General features: G+C 49.4%; 22 protein-coding genes and 1 tRNA gene. 11 read left to right on the top strand and 12 right to left on the bottom strand.

What is annotated here, in order from left to right:
- Positions 1 to 142 precede the first annotated feature (142 nt).
- A complete protein-coding gene (gene rapA, locus LMG33818_RS11175) occupies positions 143 to 3,097 on the bottom strand; it encodes an RNA polymerase-associated protein RapA (protein WP_442323473.1) in 2,955 nt (984 codons plus the stop codon).
- 103 nt (positions 3,098 to 3,200) lie between these two features.
- Complete coding sequence (locus LMG33818_RS11170) at positions 3,201 to 4,358, bottom strand: hypothetical protein (RefSeq protein WP_442323472.1); 1,158 nt, start codon at positions 4,356 to 4,358, stop codon at positions 3,201 to 3,203.
- A 531-nt stretch (positions 4,359 to 4,889) separates the two neighbouring features.
- Here LMG33818_RS11170 and LMG33818_RS11165 point away from each other — a divergent pair.
- Positions 4,890 to 6,365 (top strand): phospholipase D family protein, encoded by a 1,476-nt coding sequence (locus LMG33818_RS11165; RefSeq protein ID WP_442323471.1) that lies wholly within the window; start codon positions 4,890 to 4,892, stop codon positions 6,363 to 6,365.
- 2 nt (positions 6,366 to 6,367) lie between these two features.
- Here LMG33818_RS11165 and LMG33818_RS11160 read toward each other — a convergent pair whose 3' ends face one another.
- The 4 genes from LMG33818_RS11160 to LMG33818_RS11145 form a co-directional block, all read right to left on the bottom strand.
- Complete coding sequence (locus tag LMG33818_RS11160; protein ID WP_442323470.1) at positions 6,368 to 7,294, bottom strand: amidohydrolase family protein; 927 nt, start codon at positions 7,292 to 7,294, stop codon at positions 6,368 to 6,370.
- Positions 7,295 to 7,510: 216 nt separating this feature from the next.
- On the bottom strand, positions 7,511 to 8,839 hold the full coding sequence (locus LMG33818_RS11155) for a sensor histidine kinase (RefSeq protein ID WP_442323469.1): 1,329 nt from the start codon (positions 8,837 to 8,839) through the stop codon (positions 7,511 to 7,513).
- Positions 8,839 to 9,513, bottom strand: a complete 675-nt coding sequence (locus LMG33818_RS11150; protein WP_442323468.1) for a response regulator transcription factor — start codon at positions 9,511 to 9,513, stop codon at positions 8,839 to 8,841. Before LMG33818_RS11150 ends, LMG33818_RS11155 begins: the two co-directional genes overlap by 1 nt.
- 232 nt (positions 9,514 to 9,745) lie before the next feature.
- Complete coding sequence (locus LMG33818_RS11145) at positions 9,746 to 10,345, bottom strand: Maf family protein (protein ID WP_442323467.1); 600 nt, start codon at positions 10,343 to 10,345, stop codon at positions 9,746 to 9,748.
- Between the two features lie 335 nt (positions 10,346 to 10,680).
- Here LMG33818_RS11145 and LMG33818_RS11140 point away from each other — a divergent pair, with 335 nt between their 5' ends.
- The gene (locus tag LMG33818_RS11140; protein ID WP_442323466.1) at positions 10,681 to 10,857 is read left to right on the top strand and encodes a hypothetical protein; all 177 of its coding nucleotides are present in this window, start codon (positions 10,681 to 10,683) and stop codon (positions 10,855 to 10,857) included.
- A 5-nt stretch (positions 10,858 to 10,862) separates the two neighbouring features.
- Here the strand turns inward: LMG33818_RS11140 and LMG33818_RS11135 are convergent, their stop codons facing one another.
- Positions 10,863 to 11,489 carry a histidine phosphatase family protein gene (locus tag LMG33818_RS11135; protein ID WP_442323465.1) on the bottom strand — a complete coding sequence of 209 codons (627 nt, stop codon included), beginning with the start codon at positions 11,487 to 11,489 and terminating at the stop codon, positions 10,863 to 10,865.
- 434 nt (positions 11,490 to 11,923) lie between these two features.
- Positions 11,924 to 13,228 (bottom strand): chloride channel protein, encoded by a 1,305-nt coding sequence (locus tag LMG33818_RS11130; RefSeq protein WP_442323464.1) that lies wholly within the window; start codon positions 13,226 to 13,228, stop codon positions 11,924 to 11,926.
- A 485-nt stretch (positions 13,229 to 13,713) separates the two neighbouring features.
- On the opposite strand from LMG33818_RS11130, the gene pqqA reads away from it, so the two are divergent.
- The 5 genes from pqqA to pqqE all read left to right on the top strand — a co-directional run bounded on the left by pqqA (position 13,714) and on the right by pqqE (position 17,202).
- Positions 13,714 to 13,791 (top strand): pyrroloquinoline quinone precursor peptide PqqA, encoded by a 78-nt coding sequence (gene pqqA, locus LMG33818_RS11125; protein ID WP_442323551.1) that lies wholly within the window; start codon positions 13,714 to 13,716, stop codon positions 13,789 to 13,791.
- 5 nt (positions 13,792 to 13,796) lie between these two features.
- A complete protein-coding gene (gene pqqB / locus LMG33818_RS11120; protein WP_442323463.1) occupies positions 13,797 to 14,744 on the top strand; it encodes a pyrroloquinoline quinone biosynthesis protein PqqB in 948 nt (315 codons plus the stop codon).
- 149 nt (positions 14,745 to 14,893) lie between these two features.
- Positions 14,894 to 15,682: a pyrroloquinoline-quinone synthase PqqC gene (gene pqqC, locus LMG33818_RS11115; protein WP_442323462.1), complete on the top strand. Its 789-nt coding sequence runs from the start codon at positions 14,894 to 14,896 to the stop codon at positions 15,680 to 15,682.
- 48 nt (positions 15,683 to 15,730) lie between these two features.
- The gene (pqqD, locus tag LMG33818_RS11110) at positions 15,731 to 16,078 is read left to right on the top strand and encodes a pyrroloquinoline quinone biosynthesis peptide chaperone PqqD (RefSeq protein WP_442323461.1); all 348 of its coding nucleotides are present in this window, start codon (positions 15,731 to 15,733) and stop codon (positions 16,076 to 16,078) included.
- Positions 16,078 to 17,202: a pyrroloquinoline quinone biosynthesis protein PqqE gene (gene pqqE, locus LMG33818_RS11105; protein WP_442323460.1), complete on the top strand. Its 1,125-nt coding sequence runs from the start codon at positions 16,078 to 16,080 to the stop codon at positions 17,200 to 17,202. The genes pqqD and pqqE overlap by 1 nt, the downstream gene beginning before the upstream one ends.
- Before the next feature lie 110 nt (positions 17,203 to 17,312).
- Here pqqE and LMG33818_RS11100 read toward each other — a convergent pair whose 3' ends face one another.
- On the bottom strand, positions 17,313 to 18,500 hold the full coding sequence (locus LMG33818_RS11100) for an MFS transporter (protein ID WP_442323459.1): 1,188 nt from the start codon (positions 18,498 to 18,500) through the stop codon (positions 17,313 to 17,315).
- 474 nt (positions 18,501 to 18,974) lie between these two features.
- On the opposite strand from LMG33818_RS11100, the gene LMG33818_RS11095 reads away from it, so the two are divergent.
- The 4 genes from LMG33818_RS11095 to LMG33818_RS11080 all read left to right on the top strand — a co-directional run bounded on the left by LMG33818_RS11095 (position 18,975) and on the right by LMG33818_RS11080 (position 22,900).
- Positions 18,975 to 20,333, top strand: a complete 1,359-nt coding sequence (locus tag LMG33818_RS11095; RefSeq protein WP_442323458.1) for an MFS transporter — start codon at positions 18,975 to 18,977, stop codon at positions 20,331 to 20,333.
- Between the two features lie 503 nt (positions 20,334 to 20,836).
- The gene (locus LMG33818_RS11090) at positions 20,837 to 21,220 is read left to right on the top strand and encodes a DoxX family protein (protein WP_442323457.1); all 384 of its coding nucleotides are present in this window, start codon (positions 20,837 to 20,839) and stop codon (positions 21,218 to 21,220) included.
- 137 nt (positions 21,221 to 21,357) lie between these two features.
- Entirely contained in the window at positions 21,358 to 22,104 is a 747-nt protein-coding gene (locus LMG33818_RS11085) for an XRE family transcriptional regulator (RefSeq protein WP_442323456.1), read from the top strand.
- 571 nt (positions 22,105 to 22,675) lie between these two features.
- The gene (locus LMG33818_RS11080) at positions 22,676 to 22,900 is read left to right on the top strand and encodes a hypothetical protein (protein ID WP_442323455.1); all 225 of its coding nucleotides are present in this window, start codon (positions 22,676 to 22,678) and stop codon (positions 22,898 to 22,900) included.
- A gap of 198 nt (positions 22,901 to 23,098) precedes the next feature.
- Here the strand turns inward: LMG33818_RS11080 and LMG33818_RS11075 are convergent, their stop codons facing one another.
- The 3 genes from LMG33818_RS11075 to ispB all read right to left on the bottom strand — a co-directional run bounded on the left by LMG33818_RS11075 (position 23,099) and on the right by ispB (position 26,290).
- Positions 23,099 to 24,361 carry an MFS transporter gene (locus LMG33818_RS11075; protein ID WP_442323454.1) on the bottom strand — a complete coding sequence of 421 codons (1,263 nt, stop codon included), beginning with the start codon at positions 24,359 to 24,361 and terminating at the stop codon, positions 23,099 to 23,101.
- Positions 24,362 to 25,077: 716 nt separating this feature from the next.
- Positions 25,078 to 25,154 (bottom strand) — tRNA-Pro (locus tag LMG33818_RS11070).
- Between the two features lie 158 nt (positions 25,155 to 25,312).
- Positions 25,313 to 26,290: an octaprenyl diphosphate synthase gene (ispB, locus tag LMG33818_RS11065; RefSeq protein ID WP_442323453.1), complete on the bottom strand. Its 978-nt coding sequence runs from the start codon at positions 26,288 to 26,290 to the stop codon at positions 25,313 to 25,315.
- Between the last annotated feature and the right edge of the window lie 312 nt (positions 26,291 to 26,602).

Raw genomic sequence — 26,602 nt, 5'->3', positions numbered from 1 at the left:
ATATATAAAGGTGAAAGGCTGTATTTACTGCCTTTCACCTTTTTGCTTTTACCTGAAATGTCAGTCGCCACGCGGCAGGGAAGAGCGACATGTAGAGTAACAGACAGACATGTCACATCTGGTGACATGCGCCTGTCATGGGTTAGTCCTCTACACCCACTGTAGCAATAACGCGGACTGCATCGAATCGTAGGCGTGTCTGGGAGATAGCCCGTTTAAGAGCATCGTACTCTTCTTCCAATGCCTGAATCTCATTGTCACGGACGGCGGGATTACGCTGCCTCAATGCTTTCATCCGCTCGATTTCCGGCAATAGCCCTCCATTCAACCGTTCCAGCCCTTCCTGTATCAATGCAGGCAATTTTCGGGATGACGCCTTTTCTGCCTGATCGAAGAGTTCACGTAGCTGTGGCAAACACTGTTTAATGAGCTCACGTGCCGTCGCTTTTTTCACATTCTTCAGGTTGTTGGCTAGCCCACCAAAAGTAACTTTATCACTCAGATCAGTGCCTTTATCATCCAGCAAAAGCCGTACCGTAGTAGGGGGAAGGAAACGCCCGGACTGTAGACGTTTGGGGGCAACGGTTTGAGTGACGAACACAATCTCGGTCAATAAACGGCCACCGGCAATACCCGGATGCTTGAGTAGTGCAACGGCGGTATTGCCCATGCTGCTCTCGACCGTTCTGTCGAGCATTTCACGAACAAGCGGATGTTCCCAACTCAAGCGCTGTACATCGTCTCGCTCAAGCGCCCGTTCACGGGACAATGTCGCTGTATAGCCTTCCTCACCTTTTTGCAGGTCTGGTAGGCCATCCATCATCTGTGGCCCTGCGGTCAGGTGTTGTAACTCATCACCCAAGTCCTGGCTATCGACGCCAAAGACATCAAATGCCTGATCCAGATAGCGGGAGAATCGGGTGTCCTGATCCAGTATTTCGATACTTTGACGAAGCTTGTCCAGACGCTGATGGTCGGTTTGGCCCTGGGATAATAAACGATACCGGCCTGCGGCACGTTCTTCCAAACGTGTACGGCGTTTTTCAGCGGTGTCTTCGATCAATGTGGTGAGGGTATCTTCATCCAGATAGGCTTCATCCAGCTCCGCTTCACTTTGCTCGAATAATTCTCCTCCCAGCCCGGTGGGAGCCCCAAAGGCTGCCAGGCCTTCGTTATACCACCGTGCCAGCGAGTGATCGGCGCCCCCTTCGAAACACAGCACCTGAATATCAATAGGATGCTTCTGACCGATACGATCAAGTCGCCCGATACGTTGTTCCAGTAGATCAGGATTAGGAGGAAGATCGAACATGATCAGATGGTGGCAGAACTGGAAATTTCGGCCTTCAGAACCAATTTCAGAGCAGACCAGAATCGGGCTGCCATCTTCCCGGTCAGCAAAATCAGCTGCCGCTCGGTCGCGCTCAACCAAAGAGGTTTCTTCATCGAATACGGGAACCTGATGACCATTGAGGATCTGTATCCCCGTGGCAAGTTCACGAGCTGTCTCGTTACCATGGCAAATGACCAGCGCTTTTTCACCCGGATGCGCCTTGATCCACTCACGGAGCCACTCTACGCGTGGATCAATACGCCACCAGGGCTCGGCACTGTCAGAGGCCAACGCGGTGTAGGCCAATTCCGGATAAAGCAGCACATCCGGATAAGCGAGGGAGTGCTCAACCATCAGTGTATCCAGATACTCGTCGTCTCGTTTTAGACGATTCAACAAGCGTCGATAGGCCTGCGGAGGCTCAAGTGCATCCAGCGTGAATTGACGTTCGGGAAAACCGGCAACATGGCGTCGGCTATTGTGGAACATCACCCGGCCAATGCCGAAACGGTCAATCAATAGGCGTTTCAAACGCATCAAGACCGAAGGTTTGTCCTCAGTGCTTTTATCCAGTAATGCCGCCAATTGTGATTGTGCGTCCACATCATCGGATACACGCTGTTTCAACGCATTGAGTGAGTTTTCGGGAACTGTAGTAGAATTCCCGATGGCAGCTTCGAGCGCATCAAGTTCATCGGCCAATGCGACAAACCCCTCTTCTTCTGCGCGAAACTGTTCCAGTGAGTGGTAGCGTTCAGGGTCCAGCAGATGCAAGTGGTCGAAATGGCGTTCGACACCCATTTGTTCAGGCGTCGCGGTCAACAGTAGTAAACCGGTATCCTTTTGGGCCAGACGTTCCACACAGTGGTAGCCGCTTTCTTCATTTTTGGCATTCAAGTGATGGGCTTCATCCACGATGACCAGATCCCACCCAGCCGCTTCTGCTTCACGTTGACGTTTGGGGTTGGCAAATAGCCATTGTTGACTGGCGATCACCCATTGCGTGGTTTCAAAAGGGTTACCCTCTTGTGAGAGCACTTCGCTTTGATGTTCATCCAATAGGGTGAAAGGGAGCCCGAAGCGGCGACGTAACTCGATCAGCCACTGATGAGACAGGCTGTTGGGTACGAGGATCAGCACGCGCCAGATTCGCTCGGTCAATAACAGGCGGTGTAGAATCAGGCCTGCTTCGATGGTTTTCCCCAGCCCGACTTCATCCGCCAGAAGAACCCGGGGGGTATGGCGGCTGCTCACATCCTCGGCAATCATCAGCTGGTGATCAATCAGATCTACCCGTGGCCCGGAAAAACCGAAGGCTTCTTCACGTTCAAGCCGCTGAATATGCTGGCGGGTACGATAGCGCAAATTAAACCAGTCATTACGGTCGATCTGGCCGGTAAGTAAACGCTCCCTTGCCTGGTGGAACTGCATGGCATCATTCAAGCGTGACTCTGGGAGCGTGATTACATCCTGTTGTTCTGTGTTCTCCTCATGTTCGGCAGGGACACAGTGATAGGTCAGTAGCCCTTTATTCTCTACAACATCAATAACGCGCAACCGGTCATTTTGGTCCGATTCAATGTAATCTCCCTCGGAAAAGGTGACACGCGTCAACGGAGCATCGCGAAGATTGTAGGTACGGGTTTCTTCACGTGCATTGAAAAGTACCATGACGGTACGAAAATCCGTCTTGAGGATGGTCCCCAACCCCAAATCGGCTTCGCCATCACTAATCCAACGCTGCCCGGGAATGAAGTCGTTCATAAGAAGAGAGCTACCTTGTACTAAAATCAGGGCGCGTATTCTACCTTGTCAACGGCAGAGTATCACCCGGATTCTTGATGAAGCCGTATCTAATTTCTCGTATTCAGAAACGCGTACGTCCAATTTTGTAATCCTGCACACGTGCAATGCCCTTCAAAAGCCCCTTGGCGTCCAGCAATAATGTGATGGGCAGGACCTGTAGTTTTAATGAGGCTAAAAGCTGCTGCCGTTTATCCCACACGATTTCTCCCGTCAGTGACTGCACGTGTACGAGGGCTCTCGTCAACGTCAGGATATCATCGCCTTCATTGATGATGATCAAACGCGTATGTCGCCACGCTTCGGGAAAATGCTTCTGATGCTGCGCCATCTGCTCCAGCAGCTTTATGCAATCCCTACTATCCGCCCGCCATAATACCCATACCTGCGTGGCAATCGAGGCCTTGAGTCTGCGCGTATGATGGATATTGGGTGCCTTGGCGTGGACTTCGCCTAGTGTATTCCGGGGCTGGGTGACAGGTGGCCCGTGTACTGCCTGAACAACCGGCGGTAAAGCACGCGTATTCGGGCTTACTTCCTTGTTATCACTTCTCTTTGCGGGAAGTGACACTGGCCGTTCAGATAAAGTAGGTTCGAATAAAAAATATTCGGACAAGGAGGCCAGTGTCGATATCGATATACGTGAGCCATCTGGTCGCGCCAGGAATAGCTCGTTGAGTGAAATACCTTTTTCCACGACTTCTCTGGGTAAACGTGTTGCGAAAGGGTCGAAGACATAGGCTACAGTGGCCATGAGTAAACCCAGTCCTACTCCATAGGGCATTCTGTCATTGGCAAGCTGTCGGGAAGGCCATCGGGTTCTATATTTCATCCAGACTCTTACGGTCATCAACAGCACACTTTGTACTATTAGTGTTCTATACCATGAAGAAGCAAGCGAACCATCGGGGAGCCTTTCGGTCAGATTCGTTACACCGCTTCTGGCGTTCATCATGAATAAATCAGCGATTGTCTGCCAGCTATACAGCAGGGGGCCTATCAGTACTGCTGTCCCTAATAGAAACAGGAACATGGCCTTACGCTGTGATTGTGGCGTAAAAAGCAACAGCACGCTCCATACCAGTGTGGTATAGAGTACAGGCGTGGGCAGTATCCTGTTTGCCCACACAAGGACGGATGGGACGGGAGAAAAAGAAATGACCTGATCCATAAGAGAGCTGAAATATTCCGTGTGCGTTTGAGCTGAGAAAATGGCAGGCACAATGCGCTATCTTTTGCCATGCTTGAGTCAAGGCTTATGGAGGCACTGGCCGTTAGAAATAATGGCATTCGTGAAGCGGTATTTTTCCAACCGAGGGGCTGGATCCAGTAAAACCGGTATCTTATGCAGTTCCTTTAGACCATGATGAAACGGTTGATTGGTATTATCGGCAAATGGCGAAGAATCTTTAGGTCTTGCTTCTTTTATTTATTCGTCCTCATGTCATGCTGCATGGTTTGATAGGCACTTTTTAGTACAGGAAGGCGCCATCTCATGCATGTTGGATAAAAGAATTGAGGATGAAAATATAAAAGTGATAGCGGATGAGGGGCGTTGGTGGAATATCACCCCGCAGGTGGTGCCGGGCGTGAAACATGTACTCAGTTATGAGTCTTGACGAATACCGTAATCAAGGATGAATGTAGCCGAGGCCATTAATACTATTACATCTTCGGTGGTTGGAAGGTGGGTAGGTAAGTAAACAAGATAGCAGGTGGTGGTCTCTACGCTGCAAAATGGAGCAGGGTAATAGTGCAGCAAACAGTCGTGAGTGAGAGTGAATGGGCTCGCCAGCAATCAGCACAACATGGGGGCCTGAGTGGTTTCCAGTTGTTACCCCATGGCATGGAAGCGTATGCGCGCAGAATGCTATTGGCGGAGCGGGCAGAGCACACGCTGGATATTCAGACCTATATCCTTGAAGACAGCCACAGCATTCGCCGTTTGCTGCGCCATTTGATTGCCGCAGCCGAACGTGGTGTAAAAATACGCCTGCTGATTGATGATCTCACCGTAGGGCATCAGCAGGGGCGACTATCACGCCTTGAATCCCACCCTAATATCAGTATCCGGGTTTTCAATCCCATTCGGTCAGGGCGTCGGTTCGCGATCACTCGTATCTTCAGCCTGATGCTGGATGCCCGCCGACTCAACCGCAGGATGCACAACAAGCTGTGGATTACCGATGGCGCCTATGCGATCTGGGGAGGCCGTAATCTAAGCGATCGTTACTTTTACTCCGACGCATTTTCCTTTTTCGATATGGATGCGCTGGCGGTAGGGGGGGAAACTGTTTCCGATCTTCAGGCATCGTTCGACTGTTATTGGAAACATCCATTGGCGGAGCCTCTTTCTTCTTTTATTCGTGCGAAAGCGGGTGAATGGCAGAGGTTGGATGTCGAACTGCGCCTACGCTGTCATGAGCAGTCTGAAATCGGGCAGGTATATGATGATGCCCTTGCAGATCTGCGGGATGACCCTCGTGAGGTACTGCTGGAACAATTGGAATGGGCGAAGGCCGTTGTCCATTATGATGATCCTGAAAGCATGACCTTTACGGAAAAGTCGCCCAATCCCCTGCGCATGAATAATGCGATTAAAAAAGAGCTGGAGAGCGTAAAAGAGAGTCTACAGATTGTGGCTGGGTACTTCATTCCCCATGATCTGAATGGAATCGATATATTTGCGCTTCTGAATCGGGGCGTTAAAGTCGCCATCATGACAAATTCCCTTGAATCTACGGATGTTCCTCTGGTTCATGGGGCCTACGCACGATGGCGCCGTCCATTGCTAAAGGCGGGGGCAAAGCTGTTTGAAACCCGCTACCACGTTCGTAGTCGACAACGGCTTATTGCTCGTATCAGAACGCGTACACGCCTGAAATTATCGCGCACGCGTACCAGCTCGCTCCATGCAAAAACATTCGTGTTCGATCGTGATCGTATCATGATCGCTTCCTTCAATTTCGACCCCCGCTCAGTATGGTGGAATTCCGAGATAGGGGTTGTCATTCACAGTGCAAAGCTGAACCGAGAGCTTAGTTTGATCAATGCGATCGGTATGCTTCCCGAATACAGTTACCGGTTACGTTTGATTAATGGCGTTTTGCGTTGGTTTTCCATTTCACATACCCAAAAACTGAGGGAGTATACCTTTGAGCGAGGCAACCCATGGCGCCGTTTTCAGGGCTGGCTTTCCCGTGTATTGGGCATTGAGCACCTGCTCTGAGGTTAAGCGAAGCCGTATAGGCGAGCAGGATTCTCAACCAGTATTTTATGCACCTGTTCCTCCGATCCTGCCCACTCTTTCAGAAGCGCCAGATTGTGTAGATCATCGACCTGTCGAAATGGGCTGATCTCCATCGCGCCCTTACCCGCATCCCGATCAGTATGTGGCCAGTCACTTCCCCATACTATGCGTTCCGGGTTTGCTTTTATGAAAGCCTTCGCCGCGGACGCCAGATCGTGGTAGTCGGGTATATGGTGTGATGAAGGTGGGGGGGATAGACGATAAGGGGCTGACAGTTTGACATAGGCTTTACCTGAGCGGATCAGCGATAAAATGGCCTCCTGGTCTTCTGCAGATACCTGTTGCCCCGGTTTGACCATGGCAAAATGATCGAGCACCACTTGTGTGTTGAGTGAGGCAAGCATTTTGGCGGTTTGGCCCAGCATATGGGCAGACGCATATAATTGGATATGCCAGCCAAAGGGCGTTACGCGTGATTCGATCTTCTCCAGCGCTTTCTTGATGATGTCTGGATTACCTTCGCCAAAGCTGGCCAGATTGATGCGTACCCCCTTGACGCCCCCCTGATGCAGAGCATTCAGTTCTGCCTTCGGGGTATTATCGTCAATCACCGCGACACCCCTGGCGCTGTTACCCAGTACCTTGAGTGCATCCATCATGCACCGGTTATCAATGCCATAAAAACTGGGCTGAATCAGTACCACACGCGATAAGCCTTCTTTATCCAAATGCATCTGTAATTGTTCGACGGAAGCGGGTGGAGACGTATATGCGCGTTCGGCAGAAAATGGATAATCTTCGGGTGAGCCAATGACATGAACATGGCAGTCGCAACCATCCGTAACGTGGGCCGTTGCTGCTTTCGAAGGAGCATTAGGGTGGGTATCAGATAAATCGTCTGGATGCATGGGAAACCTCATGCTTATGGGTGAAAACGACTCTTGATAAAGATAAAACTGGGAAGGACGCTTTATCTACTTTAATGGATAGGGTGCTTACCTTCAGTGCGACATTGGTTAGAGTCCACTTCATCGCATTGGTTGGTCATGCCAATGTACCAGATGGGGAACGCGTGGCGGCTTTTATCGTTAATGCCTGGTACGTCATAATAAAGAGACGGTAAATCACAACTGTGTCAGGCGGAAGTCCTGGTCAGCCTCTTCGTTCGATGGGTACAATAGGATACTGAACCGGTTTACACCGCTGATGCTTTGGTGGTCGAGGTTTTTGGGGGCAATGATGTCATGTTGAATTTGCCAATCAAGAAACAGGCAAATCCTCCTTACAATGGCGAGTCCCAACCCAAGTCCGTCTCCTTCTGAGGTTCCCCTCACCAAAGGCGTGAACAGTTGCTCCAACGACTCCTTGGGGATGCTGGGGGCCTGATCTGTAATGTGGAAATATCCGTTTCCCAACGTAAACAGGATTTCACCGGGTTGACTATAGTGGACGGCATTACGCAACAAATTACCGACGACGCTATGCAATAGAGGTGCCGGATAGGGGGTTGGATCGTCATCAACGATTCGTATCAATACCCTGATATGCCGATGCTGAGCGGTTTCCTGCCAATAGTCTGCCTGTTGTTGAATAACGTCTTTCAAATAAGCAGTGGGAACGTTATTCAATTCATCCTTTCGTTCACGTGCCAGTAAAAGAAAAGCACTGACCAGCTCTCCCATTTGCTGGTGGGCTCTTTCCATTCGATCCAGTAGGTCCTGTTGTCTGGAAGAGAGAGCAGTCATCCCCAATAGCTCCAATGCCCCCTGTTGCGCCATTAAAGGACTTCGTAGCTCATGACTGACAGCACCGGTAAATTCACGTTCACGTTGAAGTAGCCGGTTTGCCTGTGTAAAGGCTGTATCGAATGCGCCCGCCAAAGAGCCGACTTCATCCCTTGGATAGCTTGTGGCCAATGGTTGATAATCGGTACCTCCCTGAATGTCATTGACCTGCTGAGCCAGCCGCCTGACCGGAAGAATGGCGCGTCGTACCATGAGTCGGGCACTGATGAAAGCCAATAACATACTCAATAACCAACAGACAAATACGATCCGGTGAATACGGCGTTCACGGCGTTCAAAATCGTTTTGACGCTGAATAATGATGTAGCTTTTACCGTTCACGTCCCTACGAACAATGTGGTACCAATTGTGGCGAAACTTGTGTTCCGAGAAACCTTCAGGTGCTTTTCTCAACCATTTGGGCAACTGATTGCCGTCTGAACTGCTCTGGTAGAAAAATCGTTCCTGATCCATCACTGGATAATGATCGCTATGGTGACTTTGAATAATACGTGTCAGATCACGGCCAAGATCCAGTAGCACCAGATGCCTTTCGGTATAGGTAATGGTAAAGGTGACCCCCAGGGAAAAGACCGTTGCAATCACAAAGCTGAGGAAGAGAAACGTCACCGTTATTCGGCGTGAAAGGTTCTGGCGGTACTGTTTCATCAGGGAGCATCCGTTAGTCGATATCCGATCCCTCTAAGCGTGTGTAACAGTGGTGTCCCGAAAGGTTTGTCGACAACACGCCGCAGATAGTGGATATGCGTACGTAAGCTGTCACTGTCCGGTATATCATCACCCCACAAGTGCTCTTCCAAACGCTGACGAGAAACGATAGACGGACTATTGCGCATCAGCAATTCCAGAATCCTGCCGGTGGTTTGATTGATGCGGATTGCTTCACCGGCGCGGGTCACTTTCTGTGTATCCAGATCATACGTCAAATCACCCACTTGCAGGCAACGTGCTGCGTTGCCTTGTGTTCGGCGTAGCACTGCTTCCACGCGTGCGCGTAGCTCATAAAGTGAAAATGGTTTGACCAGATAATCATCTGCCCCTGCGTCAAATCCTGTCAGGCGATCCTCTAATGTGTCCTTGGCTGTCAGCATGATGATGGGGGTCATGCATCGCTGTTCGGTACGCAGCTTATGGGCGATGGTATAGCCATCCAGACCGGGTAGCATGATATCCAGAATAATCAGATCAAATGATTGCTCACAGGCAAGGCGGTAACCACTGTTACCATCGGTAGCGTTGTCAACGATATAGCCCTGAATGTCGAGGAAATCGACCAGATTGGAAAGAATATCGATATTATCTTCAATAATCAGAACTTTCATGGGCCTACGCTCAATTTCATTAACAGGGTGAGAACACTTCTTTATCACGTGAAGGTGAACACAAAACTTTCCAGTGAGTCAGCTCATCACCCTGGAAGCGTTGTAAAGCGTAACGTATATGTTCGCAAGAAGTGTTAATAGAAGTATTAAACGCTGTGGAATGTAAAAAAAGTGTCAAATCAACCGTATTAACATCGTTCAACTTAGTGCAGCTGATACCTTGTCGCTGGCGTTACATCAATGGATCTATACCTGCTTTTCTCAGAAATTCACATAACCGGATGAGCGGTAGCCCCATCAACGTGGTTGGATCATCGCCTTCCATTCGGGTGAAAAGCGCCACACCCAGCCCTTCCATATAAAAGGAACCGGCGCTATCAAAAGGATGTTCCCGTTCAAGATAATGATTTATTTCCCTGTCGGACAGCTGTCTAAAATCGACATTGTAGCTTTCCACTGATTCTTGAATATGCCCGCTTTTACCGTCGATAAGTGCTAATCCTGTATAAAAGGTGACGCGATCCCCGCTGAAAGAAGCCAATTGTGCATGGGCTTTCTCGGCGCTTCCTGCTTTGCCCAATAAACGACCGGCATGTGCACAGACCTGATCCGACCCGATAACGCAGGCATTCGGATATTGTTTGTGGATTGCTTTTGCCTTGGTCAGGGCTAGCCTGCGTGCTAGCGATGGCGCCCCCTCTTCCGGTGTTGGGGTTTCATCTACATCAGGCGCAATGGCCTGAAACGGTAGCTTCAAACGTTCCAGCAGTGTACGTCGGTAGGGTGAGCTACTGGCGAGAATCAGGGGTATAGGGTGCGATGGCTGAACCATATGGATGTTATAACCTTCACTCGGGAAATGAAGTCGGTCATGACTTTCGATAAGACAAAGTTCTTATAACAAAAAGTGGCTATAAGAAAAAAGTGCGATGTTTACTGTACAAACATGATCTTTAAGACAGAAGTTCAGTGTATAGAGTTTCACTTATCCGTTCATTTTGTCCTACATTATGCTTGAATATTGGTATGTTCGAGGGTAATTATCATCAAGCACGCTGATATTCCATACGTTTTAATAAAAGATTGGGAATCTAACAGGCTGTACAAGTATCTATTAAGACGTTTGATTATTTATCCATATAAAGTTTTTACAACAAGGCGGCTCGAATGAAGAATATAATCATGCTGGTATGTTGCGCACTGTCGGTAGTGGCTCTCTCCGGCTGTGGTCCCTGGTGGTCACATGGCCCCAATGGTGGGCAGAATGGTGGTGACATTCCCCACGCAGCGCCGGGTAGCGGTGGTACACCTTCCGGTATCGAGGGTGGTCCTGCTGGCCAGTAAATTCGTCAGTGGTTAAGGGCTAGCGTTCCTAACACTTTGACGTGGTGATGGCGGTCAATATCCAGTACCAGATTGCTCAGATATTTGGCTGTCATTGCCTTATGGCCGAAATGAGCGGCGAAAAATTCCAGGCATTCACTGTGCGTAAATACGATTTGCATTTTATGCATGGGGTTTTGTGTTACGGCATTGATGAATGCAGGAAATGTCCGGCGTGTACACTCATTGCTATCCAGCTCGTTATTGACAACGACTGGCATGACTCCGGCAAATGAGCTGGCACTTTGTTGCGTACGCAGGGTATTACTGCTCATCAGGCTGTAATTGGACGAAAATAGCTGCCTCATTTTTTCACCCAGGTGTGCGGCTTTTCTATTTCCCCTCACCGTAATACCTGCCGGATCTTTCAAACATTGACCTTGCGACCGATCGCAACGTTCGGCATGCCGATAAAGAATGACAATGTGCGAAAGTTCTCGTGCCTCGATCTTCCCGGTAGTAATCTTCGGCAGTTCGAAATATTGAAAATAACTCCAGACAGCAACCGCTCCCGCCAATAGAGTAATGGCCCAACAGAGGCGTATTCGCCTGGACATGTAGAACGGACACCAGGGGGTAAGTGAACGTGTCATGGGAGATCCATACTCATTATCACTAGGCTAGAATATATAGCGTAAACAGATTCTGGTTTACCAGAAGACGCTTGGCTCAGCAGCCCCCGCCTCTCCCAGAGGGATTCCGTATTGAGAGAGAGACGTCGACCGAAAATAGAGTGCCATATTGCAGGTTAAATCAGTGTGAAATCATAGTGAATATCACTCCGGGGGGCGCTGTCGCATGGAGAGTGAAATATGAGGGTAGGGATATAATTCTTTTGGAAACAATGAATTAAAATATTTCCCAGAATGGCATGGATGAAAGAGATACCTGAAGAAGTAGAAAAAATGTTGGGGAATCTAGCTGAGGGGGGCCGCTGCAATGCAGCGGCTCTCATCAATAGGCAGGCTAGTTGCGCCGCCTAATCAAAGGTGGTGCTTTTAGTATATCTGTACAGGATCACCCCCGATTAATGATCCAGTATTCTGTGGGTAGCCATTTGGGAGCCGTATTGCGTTAGCCATCGCGCTGATAGACAGGCACCTGCTACACAGGTGGTAATCGGAAAAACGAGAGGCAACGGAAGATGTGCCAGTTCCATAACCAGAACGATGGTGGTTATTGGCATTGCCATGGAGACTGACAAAAAGCCTGCCGCCGCCGCCATGATGTAGGCAGGGAAGCCCTCCAAGGGGAGAACCCATCCCACCACCATGAAAATGATGGCACCCACACATCCACCAATAGCGAGGCTAGGCGTCATTACGCCACCTTCTACCCCTCCTCTTAGTACAACAATAACGCTCAGACTCTTGAAAAAGAGCAGGGCACATGCGAGCGTCAGCGGCAATTGATTATCCAGACCGGTTTGAAGCATGCCTTTACCATTACCGGGTATTTCGGGAAACCAGATGGATATAATCGCGACCAGTAAGAAGCCGATCATGCAGATGATAGCCAATCGATGCCCGCTAGCCGCCAAATGTTTGGCCTGATTACATAGATGCCTGAAAAAATAGGCAACGCTTCCAATCAGCGGGCTGGTGAGAAGGGCCAAAAGGGTGAGGGTGAACATGCCGGGTAATGGCGCATCGTGAAAGGTATATTGCCCACCTGTCCCCAGTGCGAGCGAGCCTATCCAGGCCGCAATAAAGGAAGTCAACAAGGAAGAGAGCACGGTGCGTAGCGTGAGCCGACGAAGTAACACTTCAAGGGTAAATAGCGCCCCGGCCAAGGGGACATTGTAGACGGCAGCCAATCCGGCTCCAGCCCCACAGGCAATGAGTATGCCCATCTCTTCTTTGGTAAAGAGGGGCATTGAAGAGGCGCTCTTCCTGCTTGCCATGTGTTGCACACAGACACTGGCGAACAACGCACCCAGCTGACGTGGTGCTGTTTCCCTTCCCAGTGGAGACCCCATGGCGACGGTGATTATTTGCAGGATCACCTGAAACAGGCTGGTACCTATTGCCATCCTCTTCAAGGGGTGTTTGACCGCCGTGGGCACACTGACCAATGTGTTCCGCTTGTGGTACAGATATATCCCCCCGCTGGTGGCCACGAGTCCGGCCATCAGTATTCCCCAGAATCTGTGTTCAGGGTTGATGCTCATGAGACCATGCAGGAAGGACTCGCCGTGCAAAACCGAATCCAGGCTGTAGTCGAAAACCAGATGTTGAGTTTCATGCAGCAATAAGGAGAGTACAATACCGCCTACACCTGCGCCGACACCAATCAGAATGAGCGCTGCACTATAGAAGAGATATCGTTTCATGGGCCTGAAAGCTCGGAATGAGTCATTGCCAATTGTTTCTTCAGTATAGCGAGTGAATATAAGGGTGTAACGCTTAAATTTTAATATTTATTTAAGCAATTGCAGTCAACCGAGGCATTCGTGCACTTGTTGCAATAGAAGTATGCCTCGTGGTGGTTATACGCACTGTTATACGCTTATGAGGAATCAAAACGCGAGGAGTGAGCATGGAATAGCCCCAACATGGGAAAGAATATCCATATCACTGTTAAAAAAGCATGATTTATTTTCTAAATCGGCAATATTGTAATAATTGTGCAGTGTGCTATATACCCTCAATCCGCGCGGTATGTTATGTTACTCCACGCCAAGGTAGCTCAGCCTCATTGGGGTTTCTTATGGTCATTCAGCACTTGTGTGGTCCGTCTCAATGAGCTTGAGTTTTCTTGGGCAAGCTATATTTTTTTCACGAAAATTATACATTTTTTATTGCGGAGCATCTAAAAATGAAATGGGAAGCACCTAAAATTGAAGAAGTCAGCGTTGCACTCGAAATTACCGAGTACATGCCGGCTGAGTTCTAGGATCAGTGTTATCAGGTAATCATAAAGCGGACGGGCATGCCCCGTCCGCTTTACGTTTGATAGTCCTTGGCGCTGGTGCTGGGGGTGGAGTTCCGCAATGGAACTGCGGTTGCAGGCTTTGTCAGCTCGCGCGCACCCAACCCGACAAGGTTAGGCCGCGTACTCAGGCCTCTTTGGCCGTTTCGGTTGATGATGAACACTGGACATTGATCGACTGTGCTCCCGAGATTCTGGCCCAGCTTCAGCATACGCCTGAGCTGCATCCGCGAAATCTGCGTGACTCTCCCATAAGTACCGTTGTGCTGACGGGCGGTGATATCGATCACATTGCTGGTTTATTGAGCTTGAGGGAAGGCACGCCCTATACCCTGATGGCTACTCAGCCGCTGCACCAGACCCTCAAAGAGAATGGTGTCTTCAATGTTTTGGCTGAGAGCGTGGTTACGCGAGAAGTTATCTCTCCTGAACAACGGTTGGAACTTCCCGGCGGGTTAGATGCTTCGATATTTACTGTGCCAGGCAAGGCAGCGCTTTATCAGCCGGGTGAGGGCGATAATATTGGGCAGGAAGATGAAGATACCATCGGTGTTGCTTTCGAATTCCAGGGCAAGCGTATTTTCTACATCCCGGGATGCGCCCGTGTTACCTCGGCGTTGGCTGAACGTATTCGAGGAGCTGACCTGATCTTTTTCGATGGCACATTATGGAGCAATGATGAGCTGATTGATGCGGGGCTGGGCCACAAGACCGGCTCACGCATGGGACATCTTTCCATGTCAGGGGAGGACGGATCCATTGCAGCATTGAGCACACTGGATATCAAACGTAAAGTCTTCGTACATATCAACAATAGTAATCCCATCCTGATGGAAAAGAGTGAGCCACGTCGGCTGGCAGAAAAGGCTGGCTGGGAAGTGGCCTACGATGGCTGGAAGCTAACACTCGATGCATAGCCGGATTGGTAACGGTTTCGACATCAAATCAATGCGATGTTGTGAATAGACGTCATCCGTGATGAATGGATTTAATTTTAATCGTCCTTGTTCGGCCAGTGTCAGATCCGTTTGATGGCATGGATGTGGATGAATCACGAGGTTTAATCATGAATCTTTCCGCAGAATACTTGCAGGAAGGGACTATTCTGTCGCCTGAGGCGCTGGAAGAGCGACTCAGAACCATCGGCGCGGAACGTTATCATTCGAATCACCCTTTTCAGATTGCCTTGCAGCAAGGGAAGCTGAATAAAGCGCAAGTGCAGGCATGGGCGCTGAATCGGTACTACTATCAGTCCATGATCCCCATCAAGGACGCCAGCCTGATGGCACGTTGCGAAGATGCTGCGTTACGCCGTGAATGGCGTCAGCGCATTATTGATCACGATGGCGATCATCCCGGAGAAGGCGGGATTCAGCGTTGGCTCGCCTTGACCGATGGTTTGGGGCTGGACCGCACCATGGTGGAATCCACCGAGCGGATTTTGCCGGCGACTCGCCATGCGGTGGAAGCCTATGTGCACTTTGTGCGTGAGCGTACCCTATTGGAGGCCGTGGCGTCTTCACTGACAGAGTTGTTTTCTCCCAGTGTGATCCATACCCGCGTTGAAGGCATGCTGAGCCATTATGACTTCGTGACACCGGAAACGCTGGCGTATTTCAAGCCGCGTATGACGCAGGCGCCACGAGATGCCAACTTCGCATTGGAGTATGTGAAAGAGCATGCGGTGCGTTCTGACCAACAGCAGGATGTCCTGAATGCACTGATTTTCAAATGTGGCGTGCTGTGGACTTTGCTGGATGCAGTGGATTATGCCTATGTGAGCCCGGGTAATATTCCTCCCGGTGCTTTTGATCCTGAGCGCCATGTGTTGGATCAGGTGCACTCGGTGTCGTGAGTACGTGCGGGCCAGTACCGAATTGATCAATTTATGGGAGTCATGATAATGCCGACAGAGACGCCGCTTCACGATGCAACCCCTCTTGATTCAACCCCTCTTGATTCAACCTTTCCTGATGCAGCCGACGAGCATCGTATTCCCCGGTTGGTCCGAGGGGTACGCATGCGTGAAGATGCCGTGCGTGGTGGCTGGGTGTTGCTTGCGCCTGAAAAGGTTTTCAAGCTGGATCAGAGTGGTAGGGAAATCATGTCGCTGGTGAATGGCGAGCGTAGTGTGGCGGAGATTATCGATACGCTGGTCGAACGTTTTGATGCGGATCGGGCGGTCATCGCTACGGATGTAGCCCAGTACTTTAGTGGTTTGTCTGTACGGCAGGTAATAGAGTTTAGCTGATGGGTATTCAAACAGATGCTCGGCAGGCGTTTATTGAAGCAGGTAAACCGGTGCCTATTGGGATGCTATGTGAATTAACACACCGTTGCCCCTTGCAGTGCCCGTACTGTTCGAATCCGCTTGAGCTGGATCGTAAAAATGTCGAACTGGATGTTGATAGCTGGGCCCGTGTCTTCAAACAGGCAGCGGCACTGGGAATTCTTCAGGTTCATCTTTCCGGCGGAGAACCGGCGGCGCGCAAGGATCTTGAGCAAATTACCGAGGCTTGTCGTGATGCAGGCCTGTATGCCAACCTGATCACGGCAGGTGTTAACATTGATCGTACGCGTTTGGAGCGTTTGGAAAAAGCGGGTATTGATCATGTCCAACTCTCTTTTCAGGGGGCCAATGAGCAGACCACGGCGCTAGTGTCCAATATGAAGGATGCCTACGCGCGCAAGCGAGCCTTTGCGGAGGATGTGAATGCGCTGGGCTTACCCTTGACGATCAATGCTGTCATTCATCGCGCCAATATTGATCAGGTTGAGGATTTTATCGAGCTGGCTTTACAGCTGGGCGCACAGCGTATCGAAATTGCTCATGCGCAGTACTATGGTTGGGCCCTTGCCAACCGCGCGGCATTGATGCCTTCGCGTGAACAAACCGAACGTGCTATTCGCGTTGTGGATGAGGCAAGAATCAGGTTGAAAGGGCGCTTGGCGATTGACTCTGTCATTCCTGACTATCATGCCCGCTACCCCAAAGCCTGTATGAGTGGCTGGGGGCGTCAGGCCCTGAACGTGACGCCTTCAGGGAAAGTACTGCCGTGTCATGCAGCGGAGACCATTCCCGGCCTTGAGTTCTGGAATGTTGAAGATCACACGCTGGCTGAGATCTGGTTCAAGTCCCCCGCGTTTGTGGCATACCGTGGCACCTCCTGGATGCCTGAACGCTGCCATGAATGTGACCGCCGTGAAATCGATTGGGGAGGGTGTCGTTGTCAGGCCCTGGCATTGGCGGGCGATGCCTCCGAAACGGATCCAGTATGTATCAAATCCCCCTATCATGAATCGATTGGACAGATGGCGGAAGAGGAAAGCCTACGAATCGTTGACGGCTTCCGTTATCGCCGCCCCGGAGGCTAACCCCCTTTCTTCCGGCTGTAGTTTTAGGTATAGATTCAGATTGTAGTTTCAGGCTGTCCACCTCATCCGGAAAAAGGTGAACAGCTACTATTTTCTATCGGCGCGTGACGTTAATGAGAAGAGAGACGCGCACGTGTTCCCGGTGAGAGCACGGCCGCGATAATCACCATGGCAAGCACGACGACCATTGAGGCTCTCAATCCATAGTGTTGGCCGATAAAGCCCAACAGGGGCGGCCCTACCAAAAAAGCGCAATAGCCGCCTACTGCGACAATACTGACGCGTTTACTGGGGTTGTTGCCGGAGGCACTGGCTGCAGAGATCGCCACCGGAAAGCCGAGAGAAGCCCCAATACCCCAGAAAAGAACTGAAAGGATGGCGCACAGAGTGCTCTCGGTAAAGATGGCGAGCGCTAGCCCGATTGCACAGGAAAGAGCGCTGATACAAATGATGACAGGGCGGCCATACCGTTGAACGAAAGGGTTGCCAAAAAAACGGCCAATTGCCATTCCCAGCGCGAACAGCGTGTATATGAAGGCGCTCGTGGATGGGTCAAAACCATGTCCTGTCACCATCAGCAAGGGCAACCAATCGTTTGCGGAACCCTCGGCCAGTGCCATGGCCATACAGATGATGGCAATACCCCATAGTCGTTTATCTTTCAATAATGCCATAAGTGTGCCAGAGGCTCTGGCGGTGGCGGAATTATCGGTTTTATCCAGTCCGTGGTCAGGTAATACCGCAAAGGTGCGTAAAATGGGCGCTAACATGAGTAATGCCACACAGCCCAGATGCCAATAGACCGGGAAATCAAGATGTGTCAGCAAAATGCCAATCAGCGCACCGACAGTAACACCACTGCTGAAAAAGCCATGTAATTTGGGTAGAAATGTTCTATTGAGCGTGGTTTCAAGCCGGCTCCCCTCCAGATTGATGGGGATTTCAGAACTCCCCATACCGAATCCGAAAATGAATAGCCCGATCACCATGATACTCCAAGAGGTTGTCAGGCAACTGATCGCAATTAGCACCAGCCCGATCGGAAGAAGTATCACCCCTCCTGAAGCAACCCAACGCGTTGAGCTATATCGTATGAGTGTATTGGCGCCAAGCAGCCCAGCCATTGCGCCGCAGGAAAGCCCGAGCATCAATGTGCCCATTTCTCCAATACTGGCGCCCAAAAGGCCGCGGATATCGGGGGTGCGCGTCACCCAAGAGGAGAGCGCAATGCCTGTGACGAAGAAAAGCACGAAAAGCGCAGACCGCTGTTTCAACGCATCGGTAATCTCTTTTTCCACAAAAACTCCCTAAAGGAATAGCGCCACTGATGAAATGGACAAGGACTGTATTCAATTCAATGACTTTAGCGAATGACGATGCTCAATGACAGATCTACGGGCCTTATATTCGATGACTGACAATATTTTCAGGCATCGGGGAACGCATTTATTCGAAAGATCATTGCGATAAAAAACGATTCACTTCGGTAAGTCGTAGTGGAAGCGTCCTTTCCCAGCAGGGAAACCTTTTGATATAGCATGAAGCCAGTGGTGAAATTGATTATGTTCAGCGTCAGGGTATATCCGTGTTGACTATTACGGCATTCACATTGACAACCAATGAAAAAGACGCTTTATTTATGAAGGTAGTTTTGGGGTAGCAAACCCCTTGTACCACCGCCCCATAATAATGCCAATATAGAGATGCCCCGATGATTTAAGACCGCTTTTGAAGTTTAGATCTCCCTTATTTACTTTTTTGAGGATCTCTTCATGAGCGTTCGGCGTTTCTGCGCGCTGTTCAAGCGTGCCTATGTCATTATGGGACTGGCCTTTGTTGTTTCCGACATTGGTTCCCGTCTGATTGAAAGCGCAGTTCCTGCGCTGATTGTATTGGGCATTTTGCCGATGGTTTTCCGGCCGGTTATTTATACGCTGGAAGATCTGACCGATGCCTTTGCTTTCCTTGCATCCACCTTGACTCATCGACTCTCACCCGTGTCGATGATGTTGTGGTGTGACCTCTACGATTTGACGCTTACGGCTGTAGCCATTGGCGTCTTATTTTTCTTTCCCGGGCAGTTGGATGCGGTGCTCATCACTTATATGGTGTTGATATGTCCTATACCGGTGTTCATTGATATTGCAGATGAACGGTATGCGGGCGAACTTTCAACGATCAATAAGGACGATGCTGCACGCTTCAATACGTTCTTCTATAGCGCACTGGCTTTTACGGGAAGTGTTATCGCTTCCCCCATAGGTAATCTGCTGGCAGGTGTTTCCGTCATGAGCCTACTGGGCGCCAATGTAGTGCTTACGTTGGCTGCCATCCTATGTCGGCAATGGGTGGTACAGCGAGAGAAACGATCGGTGACTTCAGCCGTGCCATCATCGACTATGAATGACGGTACGAGTCATACCTCGTCCGAAGCAGATGCTATCGAGCGTTATTCAGGTGGAAATGAAACGGCGGAACAGGATGAAGACGATGAACTGCCTGATAGCTTTTTTTCCAGACTGACAGCCATCAAGCGGTACCATCGCATCGTCATGTCATTGAAAATAGGCTCTCCCGCCTTTTATCCCTGCGTGTCCTTTGCCATCCAGCTCAGTAGTGGTTACCTCTTTCTGTGGTCGGTACTGAATTATTCAGGTCACAAGACCCGACTCATGGCAACCATTATGCTGATCGTGGGCCTGGCGGGGACTGTGGCGCCGCATATTTCCTATCAATTGAGGAAATACTGGAGCAATCACGCACAGGTGCATGTTAACCTATTGGCAATTATTGCGGCCAATGTAGTGATTTTTATCGCAATCCTCATGGATGGCGGGGCTATCTCCTTCCCCTTTATGGTATTACTGCTTGCGGTTTATTGCCTCTCGGTGATCGCTCAGACCTGCGTGGCACTGGCCCATGTGGCTGAGCGACAAAATCGCTTTGCTACCTTGTCCTATTATGGGGATCTGGTTGGCTTGAGCCACTCCCTCTCCGGGCTCGCTGCCCTGTTGGCCACCTGGTTGGGGTATGTGTTTCTGGGTTATCGGCATCCCATTCCTGTGCTGCTGATAGGGACACTTCTGTTGATCATTCTGCTGGGGTGCTCTTTCGCCAGACGCCCACGTTAATCGGCGGTGATATTTGAGTGGGGCCTATTCAGGTAGCAAGTGAAAAGCATGAATAGCGCCTCACTCAGTAGTATCGTGGTGAGTAGAAGAGAAGAGGAGAAGGTTTCATTGTACTGCGTTGGAAAAATGATTTGGTATTTATAGTCGATAATTTGTTATTACTTCATATATTCCCGCTACGAATTTCATCCTTACTGCAACAGATGATATCCCAAAATAATGTCATTTGGTTCTAACCTCGAAAGTAGAAGCGCTTGTATTCGTAGATGTTAAATTGCCTCTTAGTTTCATCTTTGTGCATAAATTATGCAACATTGATAAAACTGTTCTAGTATTCGTTCTTGGTAAACCACACATTTTGACTTTTGCCGATGGTTGAAACTGTAGATTTGACTCACCGAGGTATCTGATTCCCAGACAATGGGATCGATTCCTTTCATGTATGAGCAATGCACGGCTTCGCGGCTGTCTTGGTATTACCCAGTGACTCGAAAAGAGACCCTATGAATATTGATCTTTTGCTTTTACTAGCCCGCATACTTATTTCCGTTTACTTCCTGATCATTGGGATCAGGCAGCTCATCCGTTACCCCGAAACGGTAGAATACGTTGCGAGTCTGGGGATTCCTTTCCCACCCATGTCAGCTGCGGGTGCCATGGGTGTAGAGGTTATTCTTGGGACATGTATCCTGTTAGGTATTTTCGTTCCTTTCGCCGCCATCATTCTTGCTCTTCATACATTGGTGACCGCGTTTCTGGGGCATGCATACTGGAAAGCACCTGAACAGGCGAGAGGTGATCTCTTCTTGCATTTCTATAAAAACGTCAATATGGCGGGTGGGATGCTCGCATTGGCAGCGGCAGGTGCTGGACACTTTGCATTGTAATTGTGAGATAAGGTTGCCTATTTTCAGTGATATTGGAAGATTTTGCTTAAATATTAATCTGGCTTAGCTAATTGAGTGGTTGGGATACCCACTTAAATAAACTGAAATTTAACGCCATCAGGTTCATAATTGAACCTATGGTTTCAAATGACAGGCAGAAATGGCGAGACGAGTTTGCCGCTCGACTACGGGCAGCCCTGAAACAGAATGCTGTGCCAGAACATGGCTCCGGTGCTTACCTGAGGCGCTTGACTGGCGTATCGGGCAAAGCCGCAAGTAAATGGCTCAACGGTGAGTCGGTACCCGGTGATGACAAGATCGCCAACATTGCGCAGGTGCTCAGGGTTCCCATTGAGTGGCTGCGATATGGTGTGGGCGAAGTCCCCGATGTCCTGAAGGTGGATCAGCCCAATCCCTCCCAGCCCGAGGTGTCTGGCCTTGCCCAGCCGCCTGTTTATGTCGATTTGCCGGTGATCTGTGAGGTGGCGTGTTCGAGCAGCAATACTCAGAACAAAAGCGCTAGTCAGGTTGTTGAGTCTTCTGATACATCACTGACATTCAGCCGTGCCAAATTGGATAGAGCAGGTATCCTTCCTGAGCAGGTGGCACTTGCCACAGTTCACGGCAATGCCATGGTGCCTACGCTAACGGATGGTTCATCTGTTGCGATTGATAGAAAATGCAATACCATCTTTGATGGCAAAATCTATGCGCTGGATCATGGTGGCATGTTACGTATCAAACGCCTATATAAATTGCCTTTGAATAAACTACGTTTAGTCAGTGATAATGCGGATGAATATCCGGAAGAAGTGGTGAGCCTGGACAATGAGGAAGGGCTGACAATCCTGGGCCGAATTTTTTGGTGGGAAGTTTTTGATTAGCCTGTGAGAAGGCGCTCTTATTCCGCGGCTAGCTCTTCTAGCGGCAAGAGTTGATTACTATAATAATATGAACCAAAAGTACTTGACTGTATGTGTACTTTTGGTTCATATTGTGTGTCGCCAAAGTATATGTCCATTTTTGGATGAAGAGGGCGTGTGCTCTATAAGGGGGAACAACTTTATAGGGGGCACAACTTTCTTCTTGTTTATTCCTTCAATCAGGATTATTTACCCTTTTGAATATTGCCTTCACCACCATGTAATCCCTCCCTTCTGATCATACAGGTATATTGGCCTGTGGATTTGTCCTGTTCCCGCAGTATGCCGGTGTCCGCGTAATTAATGGGAAAAGTCTTGGATACTTATCCTGTCCATACTGAGTGCTTTCATATGACCGACACGTATCGGTGATTGTCCTGCCAGTATCAGGGGGTTCACCCATGCGTATCCTTCTGGTCATGTTCTGCTTATTACCTATCTGGTGGAATTAAAACCTGGTGGGAATGAGTAAGAGTACCTGAAGCATCGGACGACGCATGCAATAGAGTAAAAATTATTTAGAGAAGAATTTATGAGTGATTCGATGGCTTTTCCATCATTGAATTTGAGTAGTATTGATAAACCGAAAATGACTGATTCAGATATTGAGCTAAGAGATTGGTTTGCTGGGCAGGCAATTACCGGTTTTGAAGTTGATAAAATCAAGGGAATACCTTACCAACAGCGTGAACATCTACGTAATGTTGCGACCATGGCTTATAAAATGGCAGATGCCATGATGAGCGCGCGGAAATAGTGATATTGTTTTATCTGGGGATTAAATGGCGCTCGAAATGTTCTTGTAAAATAATTTAAAGAATTTTTATTTATGAAGTCACTCACGCTGAAATGAACTGGATAACTTACGTTATGATCAACTGATTGTCACATCAGTGATTAATGAGTTTATTCGCTGGGTTGATTAGTGAGATAGAAGAGAGCAGGCCCATGATGCTCAAATATGGTGGGCCTTGCCTATTCCATGGCTATTTCTATAAGGAAGAATAACGCTGGCAAAGATCAACAGGAGTGCGCCAACAAAGATCCCCATACGTATACCAAGATATGTACCTATTATGCCACCTGCCAATGCCAGCATAGGAGCAATGAGTCTTGAGGATAGTGTGAATGCCGTCACGATGCGTGTGATATAGGCGTCATTCATGGCCTGCATTCTAATAGGGATATAGAGCACTCCAAAACCACCTGCAGCTAACAGCAAAAAGAAATTGGCGGCGGCGATTTCTAGAAAGCTCCATGGCCCTGTTGGAATAAATGGAATCGCTATCACTGGCAGTCCACGTAGTACAGAACATATATTCATCATATATCGTTCGCCAAAACGCTTGCCTAGCTTAGGGGCTAGCCACGCCCCCACGATTCCTCCAGCGCAGGGTAGTCCGAGCGTCAGGCCATACTGCCAGGCAGGTAATTGCAGGTCTTTCAACAGTAGCATTGATTCCAGTGGACTGATCCAGGCAATAATTCCGCCAAAGAGTACCGAATTGACGAAGAGAGGGCGCAGCATGGGCGTGTGATGAATCTTGTTAAAGCCTGCTAGAGACTCTTTCAGGAAATGCCTTTTTTGTGCAGGAAGAGGAGGTGCTTCGACGTGTGAAATACGTGTAACTCCCAGAGCCGATATAATCAGCCCCACACTGGTCACTGTTAGCGTGGCTGTAGCGCCCACCCATTGGATAATGCTCCCTCCAAGTGCTGGCCCTATTGTATTAAACAGCCACGCCGTTGAGCTTAGCCTGGCAATTGCTCGTGTTCTTCCGTCAGGAGGGATCAGGTCTTTAATATAAGCAGTGGAAACGCCGCCGAATACGATGCCGAAGAAAGTGGATACAGCACTCACCATCAGGAGTTGTGTAAAAGTGAGTATTCCAAACATGGCGGCCAAGGGTATTGATAGATAGAGAAGAGATCTCACAATATCTGCGCATAACATGGTCGGCCGTTTGTCTCGTCTGTCTATATAGGCACTGAGCAGGAAGGCAAGGAGAGCTCCGAATATACCTGAAATTGCGGTAATGAGAGACAGCATAAAGGGGGTGGCATGAAGTTCTCTCACTGCTATAAGGCTAAAAGCCCCCATGGAAATGGCGGAAGTTGCCATGGAGGAAGCGCGCGCGAACCACAGCCAATGGAAATTGGATGAATCCATGTTCACAGAGGATTTGCTGCGCGGTTGAGCATCCGGTAGTAAGGTCACGGTAAATTCCTGGGAGGGTAGGGCCTCAACGCTTTAAACATGGCCGCAATGTATTTATATCAAGGTTTTATATTCATCCATTTTCGGTTTTTATTGTATGTAGGGTGACGTGACGATCGGATTTTAATAATGCGGTATACGGGTGCCGAACCTGTGATTGTGATAATTATAGTTTCCTCGAGTACCATAATTATCATACTGAGTCTGGTTAGGGTTCGTTTGATAGTGACCACGGACATAATGAGACGTCATAGAGCGGTGATAGCCATAAATATTACGTAGACGACTCATGCGATAACTATTGTAGCGGTATCCACTGGTGTAATAGCCTCTTACATAATGGCTGTGGGGGTTACTGCCTGTGCCCATGCAACCCAGTGCACCACATCGTGCGAATGCTACGTTAGTCAATAAGATGCATGAAAATAGGGTTAAAAAGAGGAACGTTATATATTTCATTATTTTATAATCCTGCCGTTTTTTATTTTGATTCTTTTCTATTGACCTATGTTGGCATGATATCAATCTGGAGACAGGTTATCACTCCAGATGGGTGTGTTCCTAGCCATGTTGCATACAGGATTTATGAATGTTTCATGTGTTTGGGGAGTGATTTTACTTTGAGAGGCAGAGTGGCACGTTTTGGTCACGTTTTCAGGTATAACAAAAAAACCGCCAGCTACCTTTCGGCTAACTGGCGGTTTTTTATATATTTCTGGTCGGAGTGAAAGGATTTGAACCTTCGACCCCTGCCTCCCGAAGACAGTGCTCTACCAAGCTGAGCTACACTCCGACACTTTTACTCTTGCGATATTAAAATTATGCTTCCGATTTCAATATCTCCCAACACCCTGATCTACATGGCTTTTAGCGGTAGGTCAAGGCACGTAAAGAGTGGTGCGCATTATAATCCTTCACTCCATATTTGCAAGTGAAGATGCGCCATTCCTCCTAGGCGGTACGTTCGACAGCCTGATGAGCAAGAATGGTCAAGGCTTCCTTGTAAGAGCTTTCAGGAAGGTGTTCGAGGTTTTTCAACGCCCGATCACGCATGTCCAGCGCTTTTTCGCGCGTGTATTCCAGCGAACCTGTCCGTGCGATGATAGCCAGTACTTCCTCAAGGTGATCCAGACCGCCGCCTTGTTCGATGACCTTGCGGATAAGTGCAGCATCTTCTTCATTTCCGTGCTTCATTGCATGGATCAGCGGCAGGGTCGGTTTGCCTTCGGCCAAATCATCCCCGACGTTTTTGCCCATGGCATCAGCGTCACCCTGATAATCAAGCAGGTCGTCCACCAGTTGGAACGCCAGGCCCAGGTGGCGGCCATACAGTTGTAGCGCCTCGATCTGTTCGGCACTGCTTTGTGTCAGCATGGCGCCGGTATGTGAGGCTGCTTCGAACAACATGGCTGTTTTGCCTTGAATGGTGCGGAAGTAATCAGCTTCATCGATAGAGGCATTACCGATATTGGTTAGCTGGAGAACTTCGCCCTCGGCAATGGTGGCCGTGGCGCCGGAAAGTACTGCCATGATGTCCATCGAGCCGACATCAACCATCATCTGGAATGAGCGGGAATAAAGGAAATCCCCCACTAGCACGGAGGGGGCATTGCCCCATTCGTCGTTTGCGGTGGTCTTGCCACGGCGCATATGAGATTCATCAACGACGTCATCGTGCAGCAGGGTAGAGGTATGCATGAACTCAATCAGCGCCGCCAGCAAAACATGTTTGTCGCCTTCGTATCCCAGTGCACGTGCAGCCAGCAATACAAGAAGAGGGCGCACGCGTTTACCGCCGCTCTCGACAATATAATGTCCGATGGTTTCCACCAGGGGGACGTCGGAAGCAAGGCGTTCCTGAATAGTGCGGTTGACAGCCAGAAAGTCGTCGGCCACTGGGGCGTGGGTCGGTAGATCTCGTAATGCCATGATGTTGTCTTCTTGATACGAATTCGGTTTCAGCGACTATTATCGACGACTTTACTGTCGTTTTCCTTGAAGTTTTGCTTAAGCGTCAGACCGAAGTTCGCAAAGGGTGGATAGCCGATTCACAGGGCGTAAATCTGACCAATTCAGTTTTGTCTTGCCGGTATGCTAGGGGGGTGTAGCGGGGGCGTCAAGCTGCAAGCGGTGGCTGGCGGATTTGTTATACTCTAGAGCAAGGGAAAAATAGTAGGTGGGGAGTTGTGAAACGTACGGATGGAGGTTATACTACGCGACCCTAAAACTCGTCGTGCTCCC

The organism is Cernens ardua (assembly GCF_051251085.1).
Classification (GTDB): domain Bacteria; phylum Pseudomonadota; class Gammaproteobacteria; order Pseudomonadales; family Halomonadaceae; genus Cernens; species Cernens ardua.
The sequence above is the reverse complement of the archived record's forward strand: the minus strand, read 5'-3'. Positions and strand labels throughout refer to the sequence as shown.

What these genes read in the sequence shown, in the direction of transcription:
- pqqC (WP_442323462.1), top strand. Translation starts at nt 14,894, where the DNA reads ATGAATCTTTCCGCAGAATACTTGCAGGAAGGGACTATTCTGTCGCCT.
- LMG33818_RS11090 (WP_442323457.1), top strand. Translation starts at nt 20,837, where the DNA reads ATGAATATTGATCTTTTGCTTTTACTAGCCCGCATACTTATTTCCGTT.
- pqqE (WP_442323460.1), top strand. Translation starts at nt 16,078, where the DNA reads ATGGGTATTCAAACAGATGCTCGGCAGGCGTTTATTGAAGCAGGTAAA.
- rapA (WP_442323473.1), bottom strand. Translation starts at nt 3,097, where the DNA reads ATGAACGACTTCATTCCCGGGCAGCGTTGGATTAGTGATGGCGAAGCC.
- LMG33818_RS11130 (WP_442323464.1), bottom strand. Translation starts at nt 13,228, where the DNA reads ATGAAACGATATCTCTTCTATAGTGCAGCGCTCATTCTGATTGGTGTC.
- pqqD (WP_442323461.1), top strand. Translation starts at nt 15,731, where the DNA reads ATGCCGACAGAGACGCCGCTTCACGATGCAACCCCTCTTGATTCAACC.
- LMG33818_RS11155 (WP_442323469.1), bottom strand. Translation starts at nt 8,839, where the DNA reads ATGAAACAGTACCGCCAGAACCTTTCACGCCGAATAACGGTGACGTTT.
- LMG33818_RS11135 (WP_442323465.1), bottom strand. Translation starts at nt 11,489, where the DNA reads ATGACACGTTCACTTACCCCCTGGTGTCCGTTCTACATGTCCAGGCGA.
- pqqA (WP_442323551.1), top strand. Translation starts at nt 13,714, where the DNA reads ATGAAATGGGAAGCACCTAAAATTGAAGAAGTCAGCGTTGCACTCGAA.
- LMG33818_RS11150 (WP_442323468.1), bottom strand. Translation starts at nt 9,513, where the DNA reads ATGAAAGTTCTGATTATTGAAGATAATATCGATATTCTTTCCAATCTG.
- LMG33818_RS11145 (WP_442323467.1), bottom strand. Translation starts at nt 10,345, where the DNA reads ATGGTTCAGCCATCGCACCCTATACCCCTGATTCTCGCCAGTAGCTCA.
- LMG33818_RS11140 (WP_442323466.1), top strand. Translation starts at nt 10,681, where the DNA reads ATGAAGAATATAATCATGCTGGTATGTTGCGCACTGTCGGTAGTGGCT.
- LMG33818_RS11080 (WP_442323455.1), top strand. Translation starts at nt 22,676, where the DNA reads ATGAGTGATTCGATGGCTTTTCCATCATTGAATTTGAGTAGTATTGAT.
- ispB (WP_442323453.1), bottom strand. Translation starts at nt 26,290, where the DNA reads ATGGCATTACGAGATCTACCGACCCACGCCCCAGTGGCCGACGACTTT.
- LMG33818_RS11160 (WP_442323470.1), bottom strand. Translation starts at nt 7,294, where the DNA reads ATGCATCCAGACGATTTATCTGATACCCACCCTAATGCTCCTTCGAAA.
- LMG33818_RS11095 (WP_442323458.1), top strand. Translation starts at nt 18,975, where the DNA reads ATGAGCGTTCGGCGTTTCTGCGCGCTGTTCAAGCGTGCCTATGTCATT.
- LMG33818_RS11085 (WP_442323456.1), top strand. Translation starts at nt 21,358, where the DNA reads ATGGTTTCAAATGACAGGCAGAAATGGCGAGACGAGTTTGCCGCTCGA.